Annotated in this window: 18 protein-coding genes; 4 read left to right on the top strand and 14 right to left on the bottom strand. The window is 61.8% G+C overall.

The genetic code is table 11. The annotated features are described in order from the left end of the window. Positions 1 to 59: 59 nt before the first annotated feature. Entirely contained in the window at positions 60 to 1646 is a 1587-nt protein-coding gene (locus tag H4V96_RS20135; protein ID WP_280721128.1) for an ATP-binding cassette domain-containing protein, read from the bottom strand. A 151-nt stretch (positions 1647 to 1797) separates the two neighbouring features. Next, positions 1798 to 2910 carry an NADH:flavin oxidoreductase/NADH oxidase gene (locus tag H4V96_RS20140; protein WP_010401860.1) on the bottom strand — a complete coding sequence of 371 codons (1113 nt, stop codon included), beginning with the start codon at positions 2908 to 2910 and terminating at the stop codon, positions 1798 to 1800. 214 nt (positions 2911 to 3124) lie between these two features. On the opposite strand from H4V96_RS20140, the gene H4V96_RS20145 reads away from it, so the two are divergent. Further along, positions 3125 to 3697: a glycine zipper 2TM domain-containing protein gene (locus H4V96_RS20145; RefSeq protein WP_196855679.1), complete on the top strand. Its 573-nt coding sequence runs from the start codon at positions 3125 to 3127 to the stop codon at positions 3695 to 3697. Positions 3698 to 4072: 375 nt separating this feature from the next. On the opposite strand, the gene H4V96_RS20150 is transcribed toward H4V96_RS20145, so the two are convergent. From H4V96_RS20150 to H4V96_RS20185, 8 genes are all read right to left on the bottom strand, one after another. Beyond that, positions 4073 to 5086, bottom strand: coding sequence for a succinylglutamate desuccinylase (locus H4V96_RS20150; RefSeq protein WP_010401866.1), 1014 nt, complete (start codon positions 5084 to 5086; stop codon positions 4073 to 4075). Continuing rightward, entirely contained in the window at positions 5086 to 9801 is a 4716-nt protein-coding gene (locus H4V96_RS20155) for an NAD-glutamate dehydrogenase domain-containing protein (RefSeq protein ID WP_196855680.1), read from the bottom strand. The genes H4V96_RS20150 and H4V96_RS20155 overlap by 1 nt, the downstream gene beginning before the upstream one ends. A 148-nt stretch (positions 9802 to 9949) precedes the next feature. Then, entirely contained in the window at positions 9950 to 11290 is a 1341-nt protein-coding gene (gene astB / locus H4V96_RS20160) for an N-succinylarginine dihydrolase (RefSeq protein ID WP_196855681.1), read from the bottom strand. 9 nt (positions 11291 to 11299) lie between these two features. Next, the gene (astD, locus tag H4V96_RS20165; protein ID WP_010401870.1) at positions 11300 to 12805 is read right to left on the bottom strand and encodes a succinylglutamate-semialdehyde dehydrogenase; all 1506 of its coding nucleotides are present in this window, start codon (positions 12803 to 12805) and stop codon (positions 11300 to 11302) included. After that, positions 12798 to 13853, bottom strand: a complete 1056-nt coding sequence (astA, locus tag H4V96_RS20170) for an arginine N-succinyltransferase (RefSeq protein ID WP_010401871.1) — start codon at positions 13851 to 13853, stop codon at positions 12798 to 12800. The genes astD and astA overlap by 8 nt, the downstream gene beginning before the upstream one ends. A 13-nt stretch (positions 13854 to 13866) precedes the next feature. Then, a complete protein-coding gene (locus tag H4V96_RS20175) occupies positions 13867 to 14898 on the bottom strand; it encodes an arginine N-succinyltransferase (RefSeq protein WP_010401872.1) in 1032 nt (343 codons plus the stop codon). Positions 14899 to 14990: 92 nt separating this feature from the next. Then, positions 14991 to 16232 carry an acetylornithine/succinylornithine family transaminase gene (gene astC, locus H4V96_RS20180; RefSeq protein ID WP_029496723.1) on the bottom strand — a complete coding sequence of 414 codons (1242 nt, stop codon included), beginning with the start codon at positions 16230 to 16232 and terminating at the stop codon, positions 14991 to 14993. 158 nt (positions 16233 to 16390) lie between these two features. Beyond that, entirely contained in the window at positions 16391 to 17335 is a 945-nt protein-coding gene (locus H4V96_RS20185; RefSeq protein WP_010401875.1) for a helix-turn-helix domain-containing protein, read from the bottom strand. 131 nt (positions 17336 to 17466) lie between these two features. On the opposite strand from H4V96_RS20185, the gene H4V96_RS20190 reads away from it, so the two are divergent. The 3 genes from H4V96_RS20190 to H4V96_RS20200 all read left to right on the top strand — a co-directional run bounded on the left by H4V96_RS20190 (position 17467) and on the right by H4V96_RS20200 (position 19232). Then, positions 17467 to 17901, top strand: a complete 435-nt coding sequence (locus H4V96_RS20190) for a MarR family transcriptional regulator (protein WP_029496724.1) — start codon at positions 17467 to 17469, stop codon at positions 17899 to 17901. Positions 17902 to 17946: 45 nt separating this feature from the next. Next, positions 17947 to 18231, top strand: coding sequence for a hypothetical protein (locus tag H4V96_RS20195; RefSeq protein WP_010401880.1), 285 nt, complete (start codon positions 17947 to 17949; stop codon positions 18229 to 18231). 152 nt (positions 18232 to 18383) lie between these two features. Further along, on the top strand, positions 18384 to 19232 hold the full coding sequence (locus H4V96_RS20200) for an HDOD domain-containing protein (protein WP_010401881.1): 849 nt from the start codon (positions 18384 to 18386) through the stop codon (positions 19230 to 19232). Here the strand turns inward: H4V96_RS20200 and H4V96_RS20205 are convergent. The 4 genes from H4V96_RS20205 to secD form a co-directional block, all read right to left on the bottom strand. After that, positions 19229 to 19372, bottom strand: coding sequence for a hypothetical protein (locus H4V96_RS20205; RefSeq protein ID WP_280721129.1), 144 nt, complete (start codon positions 19370 to 19372; stop codon positions 19229 to 19231). The genes H4V96_RS20200 and H4V96_RS20205 overlap by 4 nt on opposite strands. A 300-nt stretch (positions 19373 to 19672) precedes the next feature. Then, the gene (locus tag H4V96_RS20210; RefSeq protein ID WP_196855683.1) at positions 19673 to 19975 is read right to left on the bottom strand and encodes a hypothetical protein; all 303 of its coding nucleotides are present in this window, start codon (positions 19973 to 19975) and stop codon (positions 19673 to 19675) included. A gap of 67 nt (positions 19976 to 20042) precedes the next feature. After that, positions 20043 to 21065 carry a protein translocase subunit SecF gene (secF, locus tag H4V96_RS20215; RefSeq protein ID WP_010401883.1) on the bottom strand — a complete coding sequence of 341 codons (1023 nt, stop codon included), beginning with the start codon at positions 21063 to 21065 and terminating at the stop codon, positions 20043 to 20045. Positions 21066 to 21156: 91 nt separating this feature from the next. After that, the gene (gene secD, locus H4V96_RS20220; RefSeq protein ID WP_196855684.1) at positions 21157 to 23022 is read right to left on the bottom strand and encodes a protein translocase subunit SecD; all 1866 of its coding nucleotides are present in this window, start codon (positions 23020 to 23022) and stop codon (positions 21157 to 21159) included. Positions 23023 to 23120: the final 98 nt, after the last annotated feature.

A 23120-nucleotide genomic window follows, 5' to 3' on the forward strand; every position in this document is an offset into this window, starting at 1 on the left:
TTCAGCATCAGTTCGTGTAGCGTGTGCGGCCGGCATCGCGCGTGACTATTTTCACTTGATTATCTTTTCTGCAGAGTCAAGCCCTCTGGGTCCAGCTTCAGGCCATCCAGAAATGCGCGGTCGTGCGACACCACAAGTAATGCACCCTGATATTGCAGCAGCATCTGTTCGAGCGCCTGCAGGCTGGCCAGGTCCAAGTGATTGTCTGGCTCATCGAGCAGCAACAGTTGCGGCGGCACCTGCGCATACAATTCGGCTGCCAAGGCCACCTTCATACGCTCGCCCCCGCTGAGCAAACGACTGGGCATGGTGGCGCGCGCGCCGACAATACCGAGCAGCGCCAGCCGCGTGCGCAAAGCCCCTTCCGCCAGGCTGCTATTGCGTGCCTGCAAGCGCTGTACGGCACTCCACTCGCCATCGCGCAGTCCCGCATGCTGGTCCAGCCAAGCCACCCGTGCATGGCAACGCAACTGGCCTTGCGCCGCTGCCAGCTGCCCGGCGATCACGCGCAGCAAGGTCGACTTGCCGCTGCCATTGTCACCGGTCACGGCCAGGCGGCGCGGCCCGCTGAGTAACAACTGAATAGGGAGTGCCTGACCATGTGGCAAGACCACGTCGTGCAATTCCAGCAGCAACTTGCCATTCGGCACCAGGCTCTCGGGCGCCAGCAGCAGCCGTTCGGTATCGGGCGCGCAGCGGGCGCTGGCATCCATCACCCTTTGCTGGCGCGCCTGCTGCGCCTCTTGCGCGCGCAGGTGCAGCTTGCCCTGGTATGCCTGGCTTTTTTCCTTTTTTGCGTCAAGCAGGAGCTTGCTTTGATTGCCTTCGCGGCCCTCGCGCTCACCACGTCCAACGCGGCGCTGCTGGCGCTCGGCTTGCTGTTGCGCCGCGCGCTGTTGGCGTCTGGCGCCAGCTTTTTCCGCCTGCAGGGCAGCGGCGTAGCCGGCCTGCTCCAGCGCGCGCTGCTGCGCATACAAGGAATAATTACCGCCATAGCTGCGCAAGCCCTGCGGCGACAACTCGACGATTTCATCGACGTGCTCCAGCAGAGCGCGGTCATGACTAATCAGCAGCAAGCCGCCCGGCCAACGCGCCATCTGCACCACCAGGCGGGCGCGCTGGCGCGCATCGAGATGGTTGCTCGGTTCATCGAGCACCAGCCAATCTGCCTGCGACAGCCAGGCCCCCTGCAAGGCGATGCGCTGGCGCTCGCCACCGCTCAGGCTACTCGTCGGCGTGTCGGCATCGACATGGCGTAAATCGAGCGCATCGAGCGCCTGGCGCAGGCGGGCGTGGGCATCCCAGCGCTCGCCCACCAAAGCGTAATCTGCCACATCGACGCTGCCGGCGGCGATGCGCGCCAGTGCAGCCAGCAAGACCTCCATGCCGGCGAGCGCCGCCACGCTGGGATAGTGTTGCGGATCGAGTTCCTGCGCCACGTAATGCACGCTGCCGTCGCAGCGCACGGCGCCAGAAGACGGCTGCGCCTGGCCCGCCAGAAGGCGCGCCAGCACGCTCTTGCCCACGCCGTTATCGCCGACGAGGCCGATACTTTGACCAGCAAAGACAAATTGCACATCGGAAAGCAGGGCGCGGCCATCGGGCAGCAGCAAGGAAAGACGGTCGAGTTGTAGTAATGCGGGCATGGATACTCCTGATGCAAGGCTGGCGAACCCGCGCGGCGCAAGGCGCTGTGGCGGGATGGGCGAGGCCGTGCGCAGCACGGCAGTATCAATGGCGCATGTCGAAGCGTCCTGGAAGATGGGGAAGAGACGTCAGTGTAGCAGACGAGGTTCGTTAACGCTGGCCCAGGGTTGTGTCGCCGAACAGGTTCTTGTACTCGCGCGGCTGCGAACGCCAGTACTGGGGTGGCGCCTGCACCTGCGCGCCCAGCTGGGCCGCCGCATGCCAGGGCCAGCGCGGGTCGAACAGGATGGCGCGCGCCAGCGCCACCATGTCGGACTGGCCATTGGCAATGATGTCTTCCGCCTGCTGCGCCTCCGTGATCAAGCCCACGCTGATGGTGGGCAAGCCGCTGTCACGCTTGATGCGCTCGGCAAACGCCACCTGGTAACCGGGGCCCACGGGGATTTGCTGCTGCGGCGACATACCGCCGCTCGAGACGTGGATAAAGTCGGCGCCCAGTTGCTTGAGTTCCTGCGCGAAGCGCACGCTTTGTTCGATTTCCCAGCCGCCCTCGACCCAGTCGGTGGCAGAAATGCGCACGCCCACGGCGACGCTGGCGGGCACGGCGGCGCGCACGGCTTCATAGACTTCCAGCGGAAAACGCATGCGGTTGTCCAGGCTGCCGCCATACGCATCGGTGCGCTGGTTCGACAGGGGCGACAGGAACTGGTGCAGCAGATAGCCATGCGCGGCGTGCAGTTCGATACCCTCGATGCCGAGCGCATGCACGCGCTGCGCTGCGGCCACAAAAGCGCCCTTGATTTGCAGCAAACCCATCTCGTCGAGGGCAATCGGCACCGTTTCGCCGGGCGCATGGGCGATAGCCGATGGCGCCACCGTTTGCCAGCCACCATCGGCCAGATGCACGCAGGCGCCGCCCTGCCAAGGCGCGCGGCTCGACGCCTTGCGTCCTGCATGGCCGAGCTGCACCACCAAGGGGATAGTGGCGTGGCGGCGGATCGCCTGCACCACCTTGTCGAGCGCCGCCTGGTTGGCATCCGACCACAGGCCCAGGTCTGCGGCCGAGATGCGCCCCTCGGGCGAGACGGCCGTCGCTTCCGTCATCAGCAGCCCCGCGCCAGACAGGGCCAGGTGCCCCAGATGTATCATGTGCCAGTCGGTGGCGTTGCCGTTGTCGGCCGAGTACTGGCACATGGGTGCGATGGCGATACGGTTGGCCAGGTGCAACGGCCCCAGTGCGTAAGGCGTGAATAGCTGGCTCATGACGGACTCCGGAAAAGGATAAGCACCGATTCTACTGCGCTTTGGAAAATGCGGCTTACACCTGCTTACGTTTGATACAGCGCAAGGTCTAGCCTTGTGCAGGCGCGGCAGTTAAGGTGGATGCATCAGGTGAAGATATCAGCTGGAAACATCAGTTGGAAACATCCGCTGGACCCATCAACAACACCGCAACACCTCGCCACCAGGAGTACACATGAACACCACCACTACCGCCAGCCGCATCCACCCCTTGATGGCCGGCGCTGCCATTTCCGTGACGGTACTGTGCCTGGTGGGCGCGGCATCCATCGCCGGCATCCTGCCCAATTCACGCGCGAATGCGCCTGCGGTAGCAGCCGAGGTGGCCGCCATGACGCCAGCGAGCGCGGCTTCCCTGGCCGCTCCTGTCGCCTCTCCCATGGCAGCACCGGTCGCCGCGCCCGTCGTCGCGCAAGCTGCCCCCGCTGCGACGCCGGCACCCGTCGTGCACAAGCGCATCGTGCACCACACGCAAGTGGCGCAAGCGCGCCCTGCCTACAATGACGATGGCTACCGCGAGGCAGCGTATCGCGAACCCGTGCGCCAGCCGCAGCCGCAGCCAGTGTCTGCGCCGGCCCCGGCACAACCCAACTACGTGGGCATAGGCACCGGTGCCGTCATCGGCGGCTTGATCGGCAATCAGGTCGGTGGTGGCCGCGGCAAGGCACTGGCGACGGTGGCCGGCGTCATCGGCGGCGGCATGCTGGGCAATGCGGTGCAAGACCAGGTGCAGCAGCCGCAGCGATAATCGATATCCGTCGTATGGCCCCCGATAGTCGAGCTTACCCACGGCCATGCCATGGTTTCTTCAAATGGCGTGGCACATGGAAACGTGGAAATAGAAGTTCGGCATAGCTGAGCTGAGCTGAGCTGAGCTGAGCTGAGCTGAGCTGATAATTTTCGCCAGAGCCGATGGCTAGCACGCGCACATTGGAGTTCAGCGAGTGCTCGCCGCCATCGAGCATCAAGTCTTGGCCCAGTACAGCTTGTGCGCGTCCTTGACATGGCGGGGCTTTTCCGCTCAGCCCATCGAGTAAAAAACCATTTCCATACGGCTTATTCCCAAAAAAAACGCCAGGCGGGTTGCCCCGGCTGGCGCCTGACGCTGTGCGTGGCTGACGTATCAGGACACGCGCACCACCATCAACCCGGCGCGCAAGCCCACCCGCACATCCGGGTTCGGGAACACCACCAGCTCTTGCGCATGCTGCACCGTATAGACGTGCTCGCCATCGCTGGCGATCACGGCGTGCTGCGGCAAGGAAGTGAAATTTTGCGTGCTGCGATCAAAAGCCATGCGGAACTCATCACTGTGCTTGATAATTTCCTGTGCCACCTTGAACACGTGCGCTTGCGCCTTGATGGGCTGTGCCGGCAGACCGCGCAGCAAGCCGTCCAGCGCCCGCGACGCCTGGTCGAACTGGCTCAAATCGTTCTGCCCCAAAGTGCCCACACGGCCCAGCTCCACCGTGCTGGCAGCCGCACCGAAATGCTCGGCCGAATAATAACTATACGTGCCGGCCGATTGCGGGTTCATGATGATGGCGCCGATGGCCGCCTGCCCCAGCCAGTCGACCAGTTTCGCCTTGGCGTCGTCGGGCGCCAGGTCGGGCACGATGGCAAACGTGGGGTACACGGAAGGCCGGATGGCCGTGTGCAAATCCAGATGCCAGCGTACGGGACCGGCTGCGCTAAAAAACGCTGCCGTGGCGGCGATCATTTCATCGGCGCGCGCGCTTTCCGCAGCTTGCGCCAAGCTCCCCCGCACGGGGCGAAACATGCGATTCAGGTCGGCGTCGATGAAACGCTTGCCAGCCCGGATCGCATCGACATTGCCCACGCAAACGAGCAAGTCAACGGCCAACTGGGACGCATCGCGCGACAGCGCGTCGAGCAAATGCGCCAGCACTTCGATCGGCCCCGTTTCATCGCCATGCACACCGACGGAAATGGCCACACTGGCGCGGCCCGCGCCAGGCTTGAGCACTTGCAGCATGCCCGGCGCCGGCAAGGCCACCGTGAAGCCGGCATGGGCGAACAGCTGCGCCACAGCGCTGAAATCGGCTGACGCCAGCGCCTGCACCGCAGGCGGCAAGCCGCCTGCACCCGACACTGCCTGTATGACTGCTTGCGTCATTAGAGCGCCGCTTTCGCCGTGATTTTATTTACGGCCTCGGAGAGCGTCCAAACGTCCAGTATGGCTTGCTCCAGTTCCGTCGCCGCCACGTAGGCCGAAAGGCCCAACGCGCCCGACACCGCATCGACCGCCTGGCCGGCATTGCCTTGCTCGGCACGCGCCAGCACCTGCGTCAGCAAACGCTGTTGCGTGCGGCGCAGGGCTTGCTGCGCGTAGTTGCGCAACTGTTCCTGCGACTTGCCTTGCGCGGCCAGCTTCAGGCCACGCTCCAGCGTATCGATGCCTGCCTGGCTGCGCAAGGCCAGGCCCACTTGCAGGAACGCTGCCAGGTCCATCGAGGCAGGACGCGGCACCGACAAGGCCGGGAACAGGAAGCCGGCGACGACTTCCAGCGCTTCGACCGCATCCCAGGCCTGCACGAAGGCAGGTTTCAGGCCAGGCACCAGCGCGGCCTCGGACTTGATGCCAACGCCTTGCAGCAGCTCGCGCTTCGATTCCGCACCAAACAAACACGTGAGTTCGACCAGGCCGGCGCCACGCAATTGCTCGGCCGGCACGGACAGCACGCCAGCGATCATGGTTTGCTGCAGCACGCGTGTTTGCGCATCGACCTTGATCGAAACCTCACGCGGGACCGTAAGCGCATCGGCATCGAGCGCATCAAACACGGGCGCCAGGTTCAGCGCCACCCAGGCCTGAGCCCAGGCCAGGATCACGCTCGACTCGTCCACGCCGTGCTCCGCCGCCAGGTTGCGTATCATCAGCGGGCCGCAGCGGTTGATCACTTCATTGGCCAGCACGGTGGCCAGGATGGCGTTGGCCAGCGGATGATCAAGCGCCGAACGCGTTTCCACCAGCAAGGATGGGAAGTAAGGTTTCAGGACTGGCTCGGCCCATGTTTCGTCCGTCAACGGCAGGCTTGAGAGGATGCGCTTGAAGCGGTTCTTGACGTTGGCGATCACCACCGCAAGTTCCGGCGTGGTCAGGCCGCGACCGTCGGCCTTGCGACGTGCCAGTTCGGCTACCGACGGCAATTGTTCAAGTTCGCGCGACAGGGCGCCCTCTTCTTCCAGACTGGCGATCAGGGCGGCATAGCCATCCTGCACACCGCTCTCGCCTTGCGCCTGCAACTCGCGCACCAGCAAATGCGTCTGCTGCGTGTTGTCGCGCAAGACCAGACGCTCGACGTCGTCCGTCATCGCATACAGCTCGCGATTACGTTCTTCTTCTGTCAGCTTGCCGGCATTGACTTCCACGTCCAGCCAGATTTTCACGTTCACTTCATGGTCAGAGCAATCCACACCGGCCGAATTGTCGATCGCATCGGTAAAGATACGTCCACCAGCGAGCGCGAACTCGATGCGGCCAGCCTGCGTCGCACCCAGGTTGCCGCCTTCGGCGACGACCTTCACGCGCAACTCATTGCCGTTGACGCGGATAAGGTCGTTCGCACGGTCCTTCACCTGGGCATGCGTCTCGCTGGAAGCCTTGATGTAGGTACCGATGCCGCCGTTGTAGAACAGGTCCACCGGCGATTTCAGGATGCGATGCATCAATTCTTCCGGCGCCAACGCGGTTTCCGCGATATCGAGCACAGCACGGATCTGCGGCGACAGTTCGATCATGCGTGCGGAGCGCGGATACACGCCACCGCCATTCGATATCAAGTCTTTGTTGTAGTCGTCCCACGAGGAGCGCGGCAAGGCGAACAGGCGAGCGCGTTCGTCGAACGAGACGCCGACGTCCGGTGTCGGATCGAGGAAGATGTGGCGGTGGTCGAACGCGGCCACGAGTTTCAGCTGACGCGACAGCAGCACGCCATTGCCGAACACGTCTCCCGACATGTCACCCACGCCGACCATGGTGATCGGGGTGGTATTCAGATCGTGGTCCATTTCATAGAAGTGGCGCTTCACGGCTTCGAATGCACCCTTGGCGGTGATGCCCAGCTTCTTGTGATCGTAGCCATTCGAGCCGCCCGAGGCGAACGCGTCGCCCAGCCAGAAACCGCGCTGCACGGCGATGCCGTTGGCGATGTCGGAGAAGGTAGCCGTGCCCTTGTCGGCAGCCACTACCAGGTATGGATCGGCATCGTCAAAACACACGGTGTCGACTGGCGGCACGATATTGCCCAACGAACGGTTGTCCGTCACTTCCAGCAGGCTGGAAATGAACAGGCGGTACACGGCTTCGCCCTCGGCCGCGATGGTTTCACGCACCGCATCCTTCGGCATCATCTTGCAGACAAAACCGCCCTTTGCACCGGCCGGCACGATGACGGCATTCTTCACCATCTGGGCTTTGACCAGGCCCAGGACTTCGGTGCGGTAGTCTTCCATGCGGTCGGACCAGCGCAAGCCGCCACGGGCAACCGGGCCGCCGCGCAGGTGCACGCCTTCAAAACGGCGCGAGAAGACGAAAATCTCGCGATACGGACGCGGTTCCGGTACCAGCGCCAGGCTGCTGGTATCGAACTTGAAGATGATCTTGTCGCCAGCTTGATTGTTCTGGAAATAGCTGGTGCGCAGCGTGGCGGCCATCAGGTTGGCCAGCGCGCCGAGGATTTCCTCCGTGTCTGCGTGATTCACCGATGGCAAGCCAGCCTTGATGGTGGCAATCGCCTCCAGGGCGGCGGCGTGCTGCGCATCAGACAGCGACGGATCGAAGCGCTGCAGGAAGGCATCGACCAGTGCCTTCACATGGGCCGGCTGCTTGCGCAGGCTTTCGGCAATATAGCGCACCGAGAAGCGGCTGCCCGTCTGGCGCCAGTAGCTGGTATAGGCGCGCACCAACTGCACTTCGCGCGTCGACAGGCCACCTTCGATGACCAGGCCATTGAGGCGACCATCTTCCGCTTCATCGTTGAACAGTGCGGCAAACAATTCCTGCGCCACGGCGACAACGGATGGCTGCGCCAATTTCGCTGCGCTGTCGGCGTCGACCGTCAGGCTGGTAACGAAATAGCGCGTGCCATCGAGCGGCGAAATCGAAAAGGCCTGCTCGCGGTCGATCGCCACGCCGGCGTTATGCAATGCCGGCAGGATGGCCGACAGCGGCGGCACCTTGTTGGCCGAATACAGGCGGATGGTGGTAACGGCGCCCGTCTCGATGCGCACGGCCACGTGCGATGGATCGGTGTTGCGCAAGATGGTGTCGAGGTCACGGAAGGCGACGGCCGGCGCGGTAGCGGCGACATAGTCGAGCGGCAGGGTAGCGCAGAGTTTGCGCAGGCTGGTGCGCAAGGTCACGTCGGGCACGGCATCGGCCACGGCGGCAAAGCCGTTATGCCAGCCATCGAGCACGCTAAGGAGCGGCTGTTCGATGTCCATTTCCAGGTCCAGCGGGTAACGTGCAGCGTGGGCGATCAGGTAAACGCGCGCCAGCGGACCGTCAGCGACCAGGGTTTGCGTGCTCACATGCGTGGCGCCGGAACTCGCTTGCAGGGCTTTTGCCAGGCTCGATGCCACGCTGGCGCTGTAGCGCTCGCGCGGCAGGTACACCAGCACGTTCAGGTGGCGTGCATACACGTCGCGGCGCGCGAAGACTTTGGTGCGCGGCTGCTTGTACAGCGAAACGACGGCACCGCATACTTGCGCCAGCCAGTCGAGCTCTGCTTCCAGTGCTTCGGTGCGCGGCAAGGACTCAAGGATTTCGCGGAATTTTTCGGCGCGGAAGCCTTGCTGGCGCACGCCGGCCAGACTCAGTACCTTGGCCACGCGGCCGCGCGCAAACGGCAGTGCCGCCAGCGGGGTGGAATTACCGGCGCGGGTAAACAGGCCGACGAAGCAATGTTCGCCCAGGATGGCGCCTTGCGCATCCATGTCGCGCACGCCGATGAAGTCCAGCTGCTGGTCGCGGTGCAGGGTGCCCGCCACGTCGGCCTTGACGATGGAGAGCGCCGATTCGCGCTTGGCCAAGGTGTCGAAGTCGCCCGGAATATTCGCCAGGCAGGTGCCGTAGACGGGGTGCGCCGTATCTTGCAGTACGCCGACACGGCTAGGAATGTCGCGTTCGAGTTCACGCACGCCCGGCTTGACGCGGTAATAGGCGTAGCCGAACACTTCAAAACCACCGCTGCGGGCCCACTCCAGGAAGGCGGCGACTTCCGCGCCTTCTTCGCCATGCTGGGCAGCGGCAGTGGCACCGGTAGCCAGACGCTCGCTCATGGCGGCGGCGTCGCGACGCACAACAAAGGCGTCATGCGCGACCATTTCCAATGCGCCGACCAGTGCGGCCAGCGCTTCCGGCGCCAGTTCTTCGTCGAGCAGCACCAGCACATACGATTCGAGCGGGTCGCCCGGCTGGCGCACCGCTGCCACGCTGCCGTCAGCGGCGCGGCGCACCGGCAGCACGGTATTCATCACGCCGCGCACAGCCAGGTGCTGGCGGCGCATGGCCATGACGATGGAGTCGACCAGGTAAGGCATGTCTTCGTTCAGGATCAGCAAGGCGCTCGCCATGCCGCCACGGCCATCCGCATAACGCAGGGTAGCGATTTGGCAGCCGCTGCCGCTGCGCTTCGCCGCTTGCGTAAAACCATCGACCAGCACTGGTGCCAGGCTGTCGGGCGCGATATCGGCCAGGTCTTCGGCGTCGAGCGAGTCCAGCCATGCCTGTACCAGTTGTACGACAGGTGCTGCCGCCTCTTTCGCACTGCCAGCGGCGTTAATCAGCTGCAGCGTTTGTGTGCGCAAATCTTGTGGCGTGTGATTCATCTTGCATCTCCATTACGGTAATGTGAATGTCCAACGCTGTCGTTCGGGCTCGTGGCTGCGCGGCAGCGGTGTCAAGGGACGGGGCGCGCCCGTCCAATTCTGTGTTGCGGATAGTTTGTCTCGAATTTTTTCTGTGTTTTTCTATCGCCTACAAGTCGTACAACCCAGGTAAGTTGAGGATGATCGTCAATTCTTCAAGCGCCGCATGCACTTCCAGCGCCAGCTGCGGGTCAGCCAAGTCGCTCGGCTCCAGATGGTCGCGGTAGTGCTTCTCCACCCATTGCACCAGCCGATGGTACAGCGCTTCCGTCATGATCACTCCCTGATGCATGGCGCGCGCTTCGATCTCCGTCAGGGCGACACGCAAACGCAGACAGGCTGGCCCGCCACCGTTGCGCATGCTCTGGCGCAGATCGAAATGAATCAGCTCATCGACCGGGCCACCGCTGACCACCAGGTCTTCCAGGTAGCGCGACACAGCGCGGTTTTCCTGGCATTCCTGCGGAATCACCAACGCCATCTTGCCATCCTCTTTCGTCAGCAACTGGCTGTTGAACAGATAGCTGCTGACGGCGTCCGCAATCGGTACCTGTCCCGTGCCCACGCGCAGCGCCTGCAAATCGGCCCCCGTGGCGGCGACGGCACGGCGCAACTGCGACAGGCTCTCCTCTTCATCGACAAACGCCTGCTCGTGATAGAACAGCACATTACCATTGCCGACGGCGATGACGTCGTTATGGAACACACCCTGGTCGATCACGTCTGGATTTTGCTGCACGTAGACGGTGCTCTTGGCATCAAGGCCATGCAGGCGCGCCACGGCTTGTGACGCTTCCAGGGTTTGGCGCGCCGGATAGCGTTTCGGCGACGGTGCGGAAGAGTCGAACTCCATCCGACCATACACGAACAACTCAACCGACGGCGCGCCGTGGCTGGCGCCCAATCGCGTGTGGTTGGCCGCGCCCTCATCGCCAAAGGCGGGCGTCGATGGCAGCGCTTCATGCACGGCGAAGTGCTTGTCGTCGCTGAAAATGGCGCGCAGGCTGCGTGCGGACTGCGCATGCTCAAAGGCGCGATGCAGCTTGTTATTCAAATTGGCGGCCGTGAAATGCACGCGGCCGTCCTGGGTGTCCGCCGACGGGCTGACCGTGGCGGCATTTGCCGTCCACATGGGTGAGGCGGAATACGCGCAAGCCAGGATGACGGGCGACTCCTTGTAAGCGCGCGCCAGCACTTCAGCGTCCGTGCCAGTGAAACCGATGGAGCGCAGCAGGCGGAAATTGGGCCGATCCTGTGGCGGCAACAAGGCTTGCGCAAAGCCGCGCGCGGCCAGCGCCCGCATTTTGGCCAGGCCTTGCAAGGCCGCCTGCTTCGGATTCGAAGCGCTTTTCACATTGCTGAACGAGGCTACGTTGCCAAACGAGAGTCCGGCATAGTTATGCGATGGGCCAACCAGGCCGTCAAAATTGTATTCACGCGTGCTGTGCATGGCTAATCCTTAAAAGTTCAGGCCGGGCGACAGTTTGGCCGGCATTTCGAGTGTGCTGTTTTCGATCGAGGCGACAGGATAGGCGCAGTAATCGGCCGCGTAATAGGCGCTCGGACGGTGATTGCCCGACTTGCCTACGCCGCCGAACGGCGCCGTGCTGGCCGCGCCCGTGGTGGGACGGTTCCAGTTGATGATGCCGGCGCGCGCGCGTGCCTGGAAGCTTTGCCACAGGGCAGGATCGTCGGACAGCAAGGCCGCAGCCAAACCAAATTCGGTGGCGTTGGCAACCTTCAGGGCCGCGTCGAAATCGGCCACGCGGATCACCTGCAGCAGTGGACCGAACCATTCTTCGTCGGCAATGCCAACAGCGTTGCTGACATCGACGATGCCGGCCGTCACAAAGCCCGCTTCGGGGTTCAACTGGCGCATCTGCAGCAGGCTGGTGCCGCCCTTGGCCAGCATATCGGCTTGCGCCTGCACCAGGCGAGTGGCCACGGCGCTCGACACCACAGGGCCCATGAAGGGCTGCGGCTGGGCGTCGGATGCGCCGATGCCCAGCTTGGCCGCCACTTCCACCAGGCGCGCGACAAAAGCAGCACCGGCAGCATTGTCTTGCACCACCAGGCGGCGCGCGCAGGTGCAGCGCTGGCCGGCCGAGACAAAGGCGGAAAAGATCGCGTGGTGCACGGCGGCGTCGACATCCTTCACATCCCACACCACCAGGGCATTGTTGCCGCCCATTTCCAGCGCCAGCATCTTGCCCGGCTGGCCGCCAAACTGGCGGTGCAGGCTGATGCCGGTCTGGCACGAACCGGTGAACAGCACGCCATCGAGGTGCGCATTGGCACCCAGGGCCACGCCCGTGTCGCGTCCGCCATTGACGAGGTTAAGCACGCCGTTCGGCAAGCCGGCCTGCTGCCACAGCTGCACGGTTTTGATGGCCGTGCGCGGCGCGTATTCGCTGGGTTTGAAAACGATGGTGTTACCGGCAATCAGGGCTGGCACGATGTGGCCGTTGGGCAGGTGGCCGGGGAAGTTATACGGGCCGAACACGCCGAACACGCCATGCGGGCGGTGCCGCAGTACGGCGTCGCCGTCGGCGATCTTGCTTTGCGTGATGCCTGTGCGCGCGTTGTACGATTGCACCGAGATATCGATCTTGTTGGCCATGGTGGCCACTTCCGTGCGCGACTCCCACAAGGGCTTGCCCACTTCTTCCGAGATCAGCAGCGCCAGCGCTTCGGCATGCTCCTTCAACAGTTCGCGAAAGCGCACGCAGATGGCGATGCGTTCATCGACGGGGGTAGCGGCCCATGCCTCAAAGGCGGCGCGAGCGGCCTGGCAAGCTTGCTCGACTTCGCTCGGCGTCGCTTCCAGGCTGGCCCAGGTCTGCTTGCCATTCGATGGATCGATGGTCAACAGTTCCCTGCCGGTGCCAGGCAGCCAGGCGCCATGGATGAAGTTCGATGCTGCGATAGATGAATTAGACACGTTAAGGCTGGACGATTTAGACATGGGGATGCTTCCTCGGGTTGAGTGATAAGGTGCGCACGGTGTCGCCGTTATGGCAACGCAGCAGGTGCAATTCATCGTCATCGAGCGCAATCTTGCCGCTGTGCGGATTGACGTTGGCGACGATCATGCGGAAATCTTTCAGGTCGGTGTTCGACACCATATAAGGCTCAGCTTGCGCCAGCTCGCAGCTATCTGCGGCGGTTGCAGGCTCAGCGTCGAGCACGGCCGACATGCTGTCACGCATGGCGCGCAGCTCGGAGACGCGCGCCTGCAGCACGGGACCGGCATCGAAAATATCGACATAGCCTTCGAAGTGCAAGCCTTCCTGTTCCAGCAGGCGGCGCGCGGGCGCCGTGCTCAGATGCACCTTGCCGATCACTTCCTGCGCCTCATCGGGCAGGTAGGCCACGTACATGGGCTGGCGCGGCATCAGCTCGGCGATGAACGATTTCTTGCCCAGGCTGGTCAAATCGTCGACGTGATGGAAATCCATCTTGAAGAAGTGGCGACCGAGTCCCTCGTAGAACGGCGAGCTGCCGTCTGGCGCCTGGTAGCCGCGCATTTCGGCGATCAGCTTTTCCGTGAACAGGTGCGGGAACTGCGCGATAAAAAGAAAGCGGCTTTTCGACAGCAGTTTGCCGTTGTTGCCACTGCGGTAATCAGGGTGCAAAAACAGCGAACACAGTTCCGTGCTGCCCGTCAGGTCATTCGACAGGTACAGCGTTTCCATGCGCGTAAACACGTCGAGCTCTGCGCTCGAATGCACGAGGGTGCCGATGCGGTAGTTATAGAACGGCTCTTCCAGTCCCACGGCTCCCTTGATGGCGCACACGCCGGCCAGGCGGCCCGTGTCGGTATCCTCCATGACAAACATGTAGTCGCGTTTTTCGGGCGGGATGGTTTCGGCGAACGAGGCACAGGCAATGGCCAGGCGGTCGCCCAGCATTTTCATGTCCGGCTTGAGGGTGGTCATGCCTGTGCCGACCTGACTGGCCAAGCCGTAAAGGGCGTCCAGGTCAGAAGCGTTAATGGCGCGTACTACTAGCATAGTGTTCTCTCGGTTAGATGCGCACGCAGATGACGCTGTCGCCTTCGGCCACGGCCAGCGTTTCAAGCAACTCGGCCGGCAAGCCGACGCTGTCCTGCCCTTCGAGCGCATCACAGGTGAAGGTAACGGCGCGGAAGTTGCGCTCCGCGCCCGAAGCGACCGCGTAATGCACTTTCAGGCCGGTGCGGCTCGGCGTAACGCCGGCGGTGACACGGCGTGTGAGCGAGCCCGTAAACGAGCGCAGCGCATTCTTGTGCGCCTGCAAAATGGGGCCACCGTCGAAGATATCGATGTAGTCGTCCGCTTCGAAACCTTCTTCCGTCAGCAAATTGAAAGTCAGTTCGCCGCTCGGGTGAATCTGGCCCATGGCCGCCTGCGCGTCGCCTGGCAAGAGCGGCACATACACCGGGTAATGCGGCATCAGTTCGACGATCAGGGTGCGATTGCGCGCACCGCCGATGACTTTTTCTGCATCGAGAAAATCCATCTGGAAGAACTTGCGGCCCAGCGCATCCCAGAATGGCGACTGGCCGTTGGCGTCAGTGATGCCGGCCAGCGGCACGAAGAAACGGTCGCCGAAACGGTGCGGCGCCAGTACGGCGAACAACAGCCGCGCGCGCGACAGCAAGGCCGCTTCCAGGCCGGCCTGCTCTATATTGTGCACGTAGAAGCCGGACAACTGCGAATATGCCGTCAACTCCGAGCAAAGCGTCAGCGCATGCACGCTGTGGCTGATATTTAAGTCACGCGAGACTTGCTGGATGACGTCGTTGCGAAAGGAAAAATACGTCCCGTTCGAGCCGGCCGAGGCAAAGATGGCGGCCGTGCCGTAGATGCTCTTATCGAGCAGGGATTCAAGCACGAAGAGATACGACTCTTCGCTGGGGATGTCGACATGGGCGGCAAACGAGGCGATGGAGCGCTCGACGGAGGCGGCGATTTTTTCGCGCGTCTTCGGCAGGGTATGGACACCCGGCATGGTGACTGCGGCCAGCGCCTCGAGGGCGGCAATATCCGCAATTTCTACCGGACGGACAACATACATGGGTACTCCTTCAATCCAGACAATACCAGGGTAGATCCAAGCCGGCCCGCAGCAAAGCGGCAGGCCGGGGATAGTGGGCGGTAAGACTAGCCTCAGGCTTGCAGCAGGCTGTCGACGGCGGCGCGCAGCATGCGGCCAGCTTCGGCAATCTGCTCGTCCGAGACGATCAGGGCCGGCGCCAGGCGCAGCACGTCCATGCCGGCGATCAGCACCATCAAGCCTTGTGCTTCGGCCGCTTTCTGGATGTCTTTCGCGCGGCCTTTGTAGGCATCGCTAACTACCAGGCCCAGCAGCAAACCGCTGCCGCGCACTATAGAGAATACTTGCGGATAATCCGTCATCAAGCCTTGCAGCATGGCGATGGTGTTGACGCTCGCTTCCTTGACGCGCGCCAGGAAGGCTGGCGTATTGATGGTCTCGAGCACGCTCAAGGCAACGCTGGCAGCCAGCGGATTGCCGCCGTAAGTGGTGCCATGGGTGCCTACGGCCAGGGTTTTCGCCAATTCATTAGTCGTCAGCATGGCGCCGATCGGATAGCCGTTGCCCAAGGCCTTGGCCGACGTCAGAATGTCCGGCGTGACGCCATAGCCCATGTAGGCGAACAACGCGCCGGTACGGCCCATGCCGCACTGGACTTCGTCGAAAATAAGCAGGGCGCCGGTCTTGTCGCACAGGGCGCGCAGTTCCTTGAGGAACTCCGGATTACCCGGCACCACGCCGCCTTCGCCTTGTACCGGCTCGACGATCACAGCGCACACGTCATCGCCGATGGCGGCACGCGCCGCTTCGATATCGTTGAAGGCGATATGGTCGATCGATGGCGGCAACGGCTCGAAGCCTTCCGTGTACTTGGCCTGGCCGCCGACGGACACCGTAAACAAGGTGCGGCCGTGGAAAGAGCTGAAGCACGAAATGATGCGCGACTTATGCGCGCCAAACTTGGTGTGGGCGTACCTGCGCGCCAGTTTCAGGGCCGCTTCGTTAGCTTCCGCGCCCGAGTTGCAAAAGAAGGCGCGGTCGGCGAAAGTCGCTTCCGTCAGGGCCAGTGCCAGGCGCATCACCGGTTCATTGGTATAGCCATTGCCCAAATGCCACAAATTATTGATTTGCTTGGTCAGCACGTCGACCAGTACCGGATGACAGTGGCCCAGGCTGTTGACGGCGATGCCCGAGGTGAAATCGAGGTAATGCTTGCCCGACTGGTCCCACAGGTCCAGTCCCGCACCGCGCACGGGCACCATGGCTGCAGGGGCATAAGTAGGAACGAGAACCTGGTCAAAGGTTTCCCGTGTGACTGGACGAGCCGTTACGGTCGAATCAAGCTTGGCATTCATAGCATTTCCCCATCAATATGTTAGGTACTCCGCAGCTACGACAGCTACGTGTGTACTGCATTATAAAAAGCGGGATGCTAAAACTCTTTTGAATCTGCGACAAGGATTTTCACAATTCATCACAGCTGCCTTTACGCTAGCTGAGCTGGCCAGGCTGGCTAGGCTGGCGGCATAAGCTTTCTTTGCCGCTCTTCGCGCGGGGTATGGCCAAACAGGGTGCCAAACGCCGTGGAAAAGTGCGAACCGGAGGAAAAGCCGCACATCAGGCCAACTTGCACGATGGAATAATGCGTATCGAGCAATAACTGCCGTGAACGCTGCAGGCGCAGCTCCAGGTAGTAGCGCGACGGCAGGCTGCCCAGGTATTGTTTGAACAGCCGTTCCAGCTGGCGCCGCGACAATCCCGCCAGGCTGGCGATGTCGTCGGTCGACAGCGGCTCTTCAATATTGGCTTCCATCAAGGTGACGGCTTCGGACAGCTTTGGCTGCAACAGGCCAAAGCGCGCCTGCAAGGCCACGCGCTGGCGTTCTTCCTTGCCGCGCACCTTGTCCACGCACAACGCTTCCTTGACGAGCGCCTGCACATCGGCGCCAAACACGGTCTCGATCAGGGTCAGCGAAAAATCGATGCTGGCGGCGCCGCCGCAGCAAGTGAGGTGGGGGCCATCGATATCGAACAGATGCGGCGTCAGGATGGCCCGCTCGGCCTTGGCTTCCGCATCGGCGTACAGGGCCCATGGCAAGGCGATGCGCACGCCATCCATGACGCCCGCGTCGGCCAGCCACAGCACGGCCGCGCCCACGCCGCCCCAGAATGGCGCCGAACGGCAGCGCTCGATCACGGCACGGCACAGCTCGGCGCGCAGCGGCGCCTCCGTTTCATCGGCCACCAGCAGCGCGATATGCCAGTTGCCGCCTTGCTGGGCCACCTGCTCGGGCGTGCGCACCTCCAGTTGCAGGGCATCCGGCCCCAGCGCCCGCGCACACAGACGCAGCGGCTGCACCAGACCCGCCCAGGTAATCGACTCGGCATCGCCGGCATGGATCAGCAGCAGGCGCAGCGGTTTGTCGAGGCCGATACGGGAGAGGTTAGCGAAAGACATCGGCGGGCGGGCTAGGAGCAAGGGCTGAGTTGCATACATGATACCGGAGTTCAGCCCCATCAAGCCCCATACGCAACTGCAGGGCCTGACGCGGCGGAAAAAAGCGCGATGGAAGGATATAATCACACCCCATGGCTGAACGATATTTAAAGAGTCTCCGGCTGCTGGCCGAATGCATGCAAGGCTTCGATAAGTTTGCTAGCGACTTCGTGCGCCAGTATGGCTTGACGCATGCGCAGTTCGACATCATTGCCACGCTCGGCAACACCTGCGGCATGCCCTACAAGGAGCTGGGCCAGAAAACCCTGATTACCAAGGGCACCTTGACGGGCGTGGTGGAGCGCTTGGAGCAAAAGGGGCTGGTAGTACGCGAGCGTTGCAATAAAGATATGCGCTCCTACTCCGTGCGCTTGAGCTGCGAGGGTGAACAGGTGTTCCATGATGTGTTCCCCGAGCTGACAAAGCGCGGCCAGCACTTGTTTGACGGCTATACCGAAGACGATTTCATGCGTTTGGAAACCACCCTGGCGGAACTGAAACACGCCATTGCCAATGGCCACAATTGACAATTCACCAAGCACAGACATTCAAACAAGACAAAGGAAACTAACTTGAAAACCACACTGCTCGACGGCAAAAAAACCGCGCATTTCGATAAACACATCATCGGCAATCTGCTGCTCAACGCCAGCACGCCGGAACTGGTACGCCAGGAAAAACTGATCATCGGCGTGCGCAACGAAGATGGCGAAATCTACCGCCTGATCGGCGCCACCAAGCACAACAGCTTCATGAACGCCGTCGAGGAATTGTTCGACCTGGGACTGACGGATGAGCTGGAAGACAGCGACGAGCTCGTTGAAGGCTGCGATGCGATCTTCAGCGAAGCTGACTGATAACGCTGCCTAGCATCAAAAAAAAGCCTGCCGCTGACACAGTGGCAGGCCTTCCCCGTTGACCAGGCTTTACTTGCCTTTTACTCGCTTGTTTGCGAAAAGATCACGCTTAAAAAGTTCCGTACGGAAATATTGCGAGTATAATTTTTTCAATGAACAGACTCGACGCCTTTAAAAGCATCGCCGCACAAGCCGCTCGTGGCGAGCTGACCTTTCCCGCCAATGTGGACGCTTCGCTCAAGCTGCAACAGGCGCTGGCCGATCCCGACTGCCACATCGAGGCCGCTGCCAAGCTGGTGCAAGCGGACCCGCTGCTGGCCGCGCGCACCGTGGCCATCGCCAATTCGGCGGCATTCAACCGTTCCGGCAACGACATCACCAGTGTGCGCAATGCCGTGCAACGGCTCGGCGTGCGCACCTTGCAATCGGTGGTGGCGTCGCTGATCGTGCGCCAACTGGGCAGCACCATCACCGATCCCGTCGTGCAGGCGAAGGCCAACCAACTGTGGGAACATACGGCCCACGTGGCGGCCCTGTCGCAGGTATTGGCGCGCCGCGTCACCAGGGTAGACCCGGATACGGCCCTGTTTGCCGGCATCATGCATGAGGTGGGCGGCTTTTATCTGCTGTCGCGCGCGGCCGAATTCCCCGGCATCCTCGACGGCGAGCCGCAGGACTGGATCGAACATGGCGAACAAGCCATCGGTCATGGCGTATTGACCAAACTGAAGGTGCCGGACGCGGTGATGAGCGCCATCGGTGCGCTGTGGGAAGGCTTGCGCGCCATCCCGCCTGAATCGCTGGGCGACACGCTGCTGCTGGCCAATGACCTGGCGCCGGTGGCCTCGCCCCTCAACGAAAGCCCTGCCGCCATCGCCGTGCGGGCCGCCCGCACCACCGGCAGCATCGACTGCGTGATCGGCGCTAATGCGACCCTGTCGAGCATCATGGAAGAGTCGGACGAAGAAGTGCAGTCGCTGCTACAGGTGCTGGTGCACTAAACTGCAGGCTTCTTGATCACTGGCGGCGCTGGCGACGCTGGCGCCGGCTTGACCTCGTCCACGATCAACACATGCTTGTCCATGGCCTTGCTCGCCTGCTTTTGCTGGACAACTTGCGTGGCGACCGCCCGGGTGCTCAACAGAGGCTTTGGATGGCGAGGCATAAACATGGCGTACCTGCTGAAAGTGGGAGACGCCGCATATGTGCAGCGATGATCAATTTATCAAGCCACTTTTCAAACGCTGCACAAAAATCGCTCGAAACCAAAAAATCCGCTCCAAAGCGGAAAAAAACCCCGCTCGTAAGCGGAAAAAAAACCGCTCGTAAGCGGAAAAAAAGAACCCGCTCGTAAGCGGGTAAAGTCCAAAGCTAGGGATGTCCTGAAAGAGACAGTCCTATCTTATGCGCTGCGCTGCGCCGCTTCCGTGCGCTGGCACACTTAGCGCGCACATTTTCCTGACTCGCGCTCAATCGTGCGTCCAGAAACACCGAGGACGGCAAGACCCCATTGCAGTTGCCGCAGGTAGCGCCCCAGCAGCATGGCTGCCTGCGGATCACCACCGTCGCTATTGACGCGCAATACGTTGATCCCTGGCGTGACCAGCTGGCGCAGCTTGTCCACGTCGCCCTCGGCAATGGCACCACGCAGGGTGATGGCATCGCTAGCCACACGGCGCAACTGCGCGCCGCTGGCCAGCATACTGAGGCCTGCCATGATGGCCATCACTATCCAACGTTTCATCGCCATCGGTTAAAAAAAACGACCACCGCGGTGATCGTTTTTGAATTCGTCATGCAATCGACTGCGCTTAAACCACGGCGCCGTCGGTTTCGTCCTTTTCCTTGATCGGCTTGATCAAGTCTTCGCGCTTGACGCCCAGCCACATGGCGATCGAGGCGGCGACGAACACGGACGAGTAAATACCGAAGCAGATACCGATGGTCAGCGCCAGTGCAAAGTGGTGCAGGGTCTGGCCGCCGAAGACCAGCATCGACAGCACCATCAGCTGGGTCGAGCCGTGGGTGATGATGGTACGCGAAATGGTGCTGGTGATCGCGCTGTCGATCACTTCATGCACGGAAGCCTTGCGCTGCTTGCGGAAGTTTTCGCGGATACGGTCAAAGATCACCACCGATTCGTTGACCGAGTAACCGAGCACCGCCAGGATCGCCGCCAGCACCGTCAGCGAGAATTCCCACTCGAAGAAGGCGAAGAAGCCCAGGATGATCACCACGTCATGCAAGTTGGCGATAATGGCCGAGACCGCGTATTTCCACTCGAAACGGATGGCCAGATAGATCATCACACCGATAATCACCACCACCAGCGCGTTCAAGCCGTTCTGCGCCAGTTCCTCGCCCACTTGCGGACCAACGAATTCGACTTTCTGCAACACGACTGCCTCACTGCCAGCGGCGTCCATGCACGCGCTCTTGAGCACATGCTCACCCTTGGCCGTGACGGTGTCGATCGCCTTGCTCGTGCCTTGCTCGGCCTTGCACAGGGCGTCAAACACGCGCTGCGAGGTGTTGGCGGCGCTGACGCCCTTTTCCACCGGCAGGCGTATCATCACGTCACGCGCCGTATCGAAGCTGGTCACGCCAGGCTCTTCATAGCCCATGGCGATGAGGGTACCGCGTATGCCTTCAAGATTGGCCGCCTTCGGGTATTTCACCTCCATCAGGGTGCCGCCCTTGAATTCAACGGACAGGTGCAAGCCCTTGTGCACCAGGAAGAAGACGGCGGCAAGGAAGGTCACCGCCGAAATCACGTTGAAAATCAACGCATGGCGCATGAAGGGAATATCTTTTTTAATCCGGAAAAATTCCATGAAATCCTCTGAGTTCTATTCTGTGCGTCCGGCTGGCCATGCCACCGGACGCTATCGCTGTTGACGCTATTGGGTGAGTCTGGGCCGTGGCTTATTTGCTGATGCCCGGCACCCACACCGTGCCGATCGACAAGGTCGTCAGTTTTTTCTTGCGGCCATACCAGAGGTTGACCACGCCGCGCGAAACGAAGACGGAGGAGAACATCGAGGTCAGAATACCCAGGCAATGCACGACAGCGAAGCCGCGCACTGGACCGCTGCCGAAGGCCAGCAGCGCCAGGCCGACGATCAGGGTGGTCACGTTGGAGTCGAGAATCGTGGCCCAGGCGCGATCGAAACCGGCAGAGATCGCTGCTTGCGGCGTATTGCCGGCGCGCAGCTCTTCGCGGATACGCTCATTAATCAATACGTTGGCGTCAATCGCCATGCCCAGCGCCAGCGCGATAGCGGCGATACCTGGCAAGGTCAAGGTCATCTGTATCATCGACAGCAAGCCGACCAGCAGCAGCAGGTTGGTGGCCAGGGCCAGCACGCTGAAGGCGCCGAACAGCATGTAATAGGCGATCATGAAGACGGCGATAGCGATGAAGCCATACAAGGTCGAGTGGAAACCCTTGGCGATGTTTTCCGCGCCCAGTTGCGGTCCGATCGTGCGTTCTTCGATGACGGTCATCGGGGCCGACAAAGCGCCCGAGCGCAGCAGCAGCGCCAGTTCATTCGCGTTTTCCGCACCGCCCATGCCGGTGATCTGGAAGCGCGAACCGAGTTCTTGCTGGATGGTCGCCACCGACAGCACTTCCGGTTTGCCTTTTTCAAACAGCACGATAGCCATGCGCTTGCCCACGCGTTCGCGCGTCGCTTCGCGCATCTTGCGCCCGCCGTCGCCGTTCAAGTCGATCGACACGGCCGCCTGCTGGTTCTGGTCGAAGCTGGCCGTGGCGCTGGAAATATAGTCGCCTGTCAGGATCACGTCTTTCGCCAGCACGACAGGCACGCCCTTGCCAACCGTAAACAATTCCGAGTTGAACGGAATTGCGCTCGACAATTCCGTGCCAGGCACGATGCTTTCATCGACCAGGCGCACTTCCAGGGTGGCTGTGCGGCCGATGATGGCTTTCGCGCGGGCCACGTCCTGCACGCCAGGCAGTTGCACCACGATGCGGTCCGGACCTTGTTGCTGGATCAGCGGCTCAGCCACGCCCAGCTCATTGACGCGCTTGGACAAGGTAGAGATATTTTGTTTCACGCCTTCGTCGATGGTCGCCTTCAGGGCCGCCGGCTTGAGACTGACGTTCAGTTTCAAGTCGCTGCCTTCGCCGGCATCGGCGAATGCCAGTTCCGACATTTGGTCGGACAAGACATTTTTTGCCTTCCCGCGCGTTTCCGCATCGCGGAAGTTGATCTGCACGCTATCGCCCACGCGCTCGATGCCGGCGTGGCGGATATTTTTGTCGCGCAAGACGCTACGCGCGGCGGACTGGACGCCCTGGACTTTCTTGTTCAGTACGGCTTTCGCATCAACCTGCATCAGGAAGTGCACGCCACCACGCAAATCGAGGCCCAGGAACATGGGCAAGGCGTGCAATTTTTGCATCCACATTGGCGTATTGGCTTGCAGATTGACCGTCACGATGTAGGCCGGATCGGTGGCATCGGGATTCAGGTCTTTTTCCAGCACCAGTTTTGCCTTGAACTGGGTATCGGGATCGGCGAAGCGCGCGCGCACGGAGGCGAGGTTGCCGGCGCCATCCATGGTGACACCTTCCGACTTGACGTTTTCTTTCGTCAAAATTTGCTCGACTTGCGTCATCAGCTCGCCCGTCACTTTGACAGTCGACTTGCCGCTGGTTACTTGCAGCGCCGGTGACTCACCGAAATAATTGGGCGCCGTATAGAGTGCGCCAAGCAATAAGGCGACGACGATGATGATGTATTTCCAGGCAGGATAGCGATTCATAGTGATTCAGCGTTCAGTGTTGAGCGTCGGAGGCGTCGGAGGCGTCGCGATAGGCGGCGGGTAGCCGCCCGGTCAGTCGCTACATGCGTAGCGACGGC

This window comes from Janthinobacterium sp. CG_23.4, assembly GCF_029892305.1.
GTDB classification, from domain to species: Bacteria; Pseudomonadota; Gammaproteobacteria; order Burkholderiales; family Burkholderiaceae_D; genus Janthinobacterium; species Janthinobacterium lividum_D.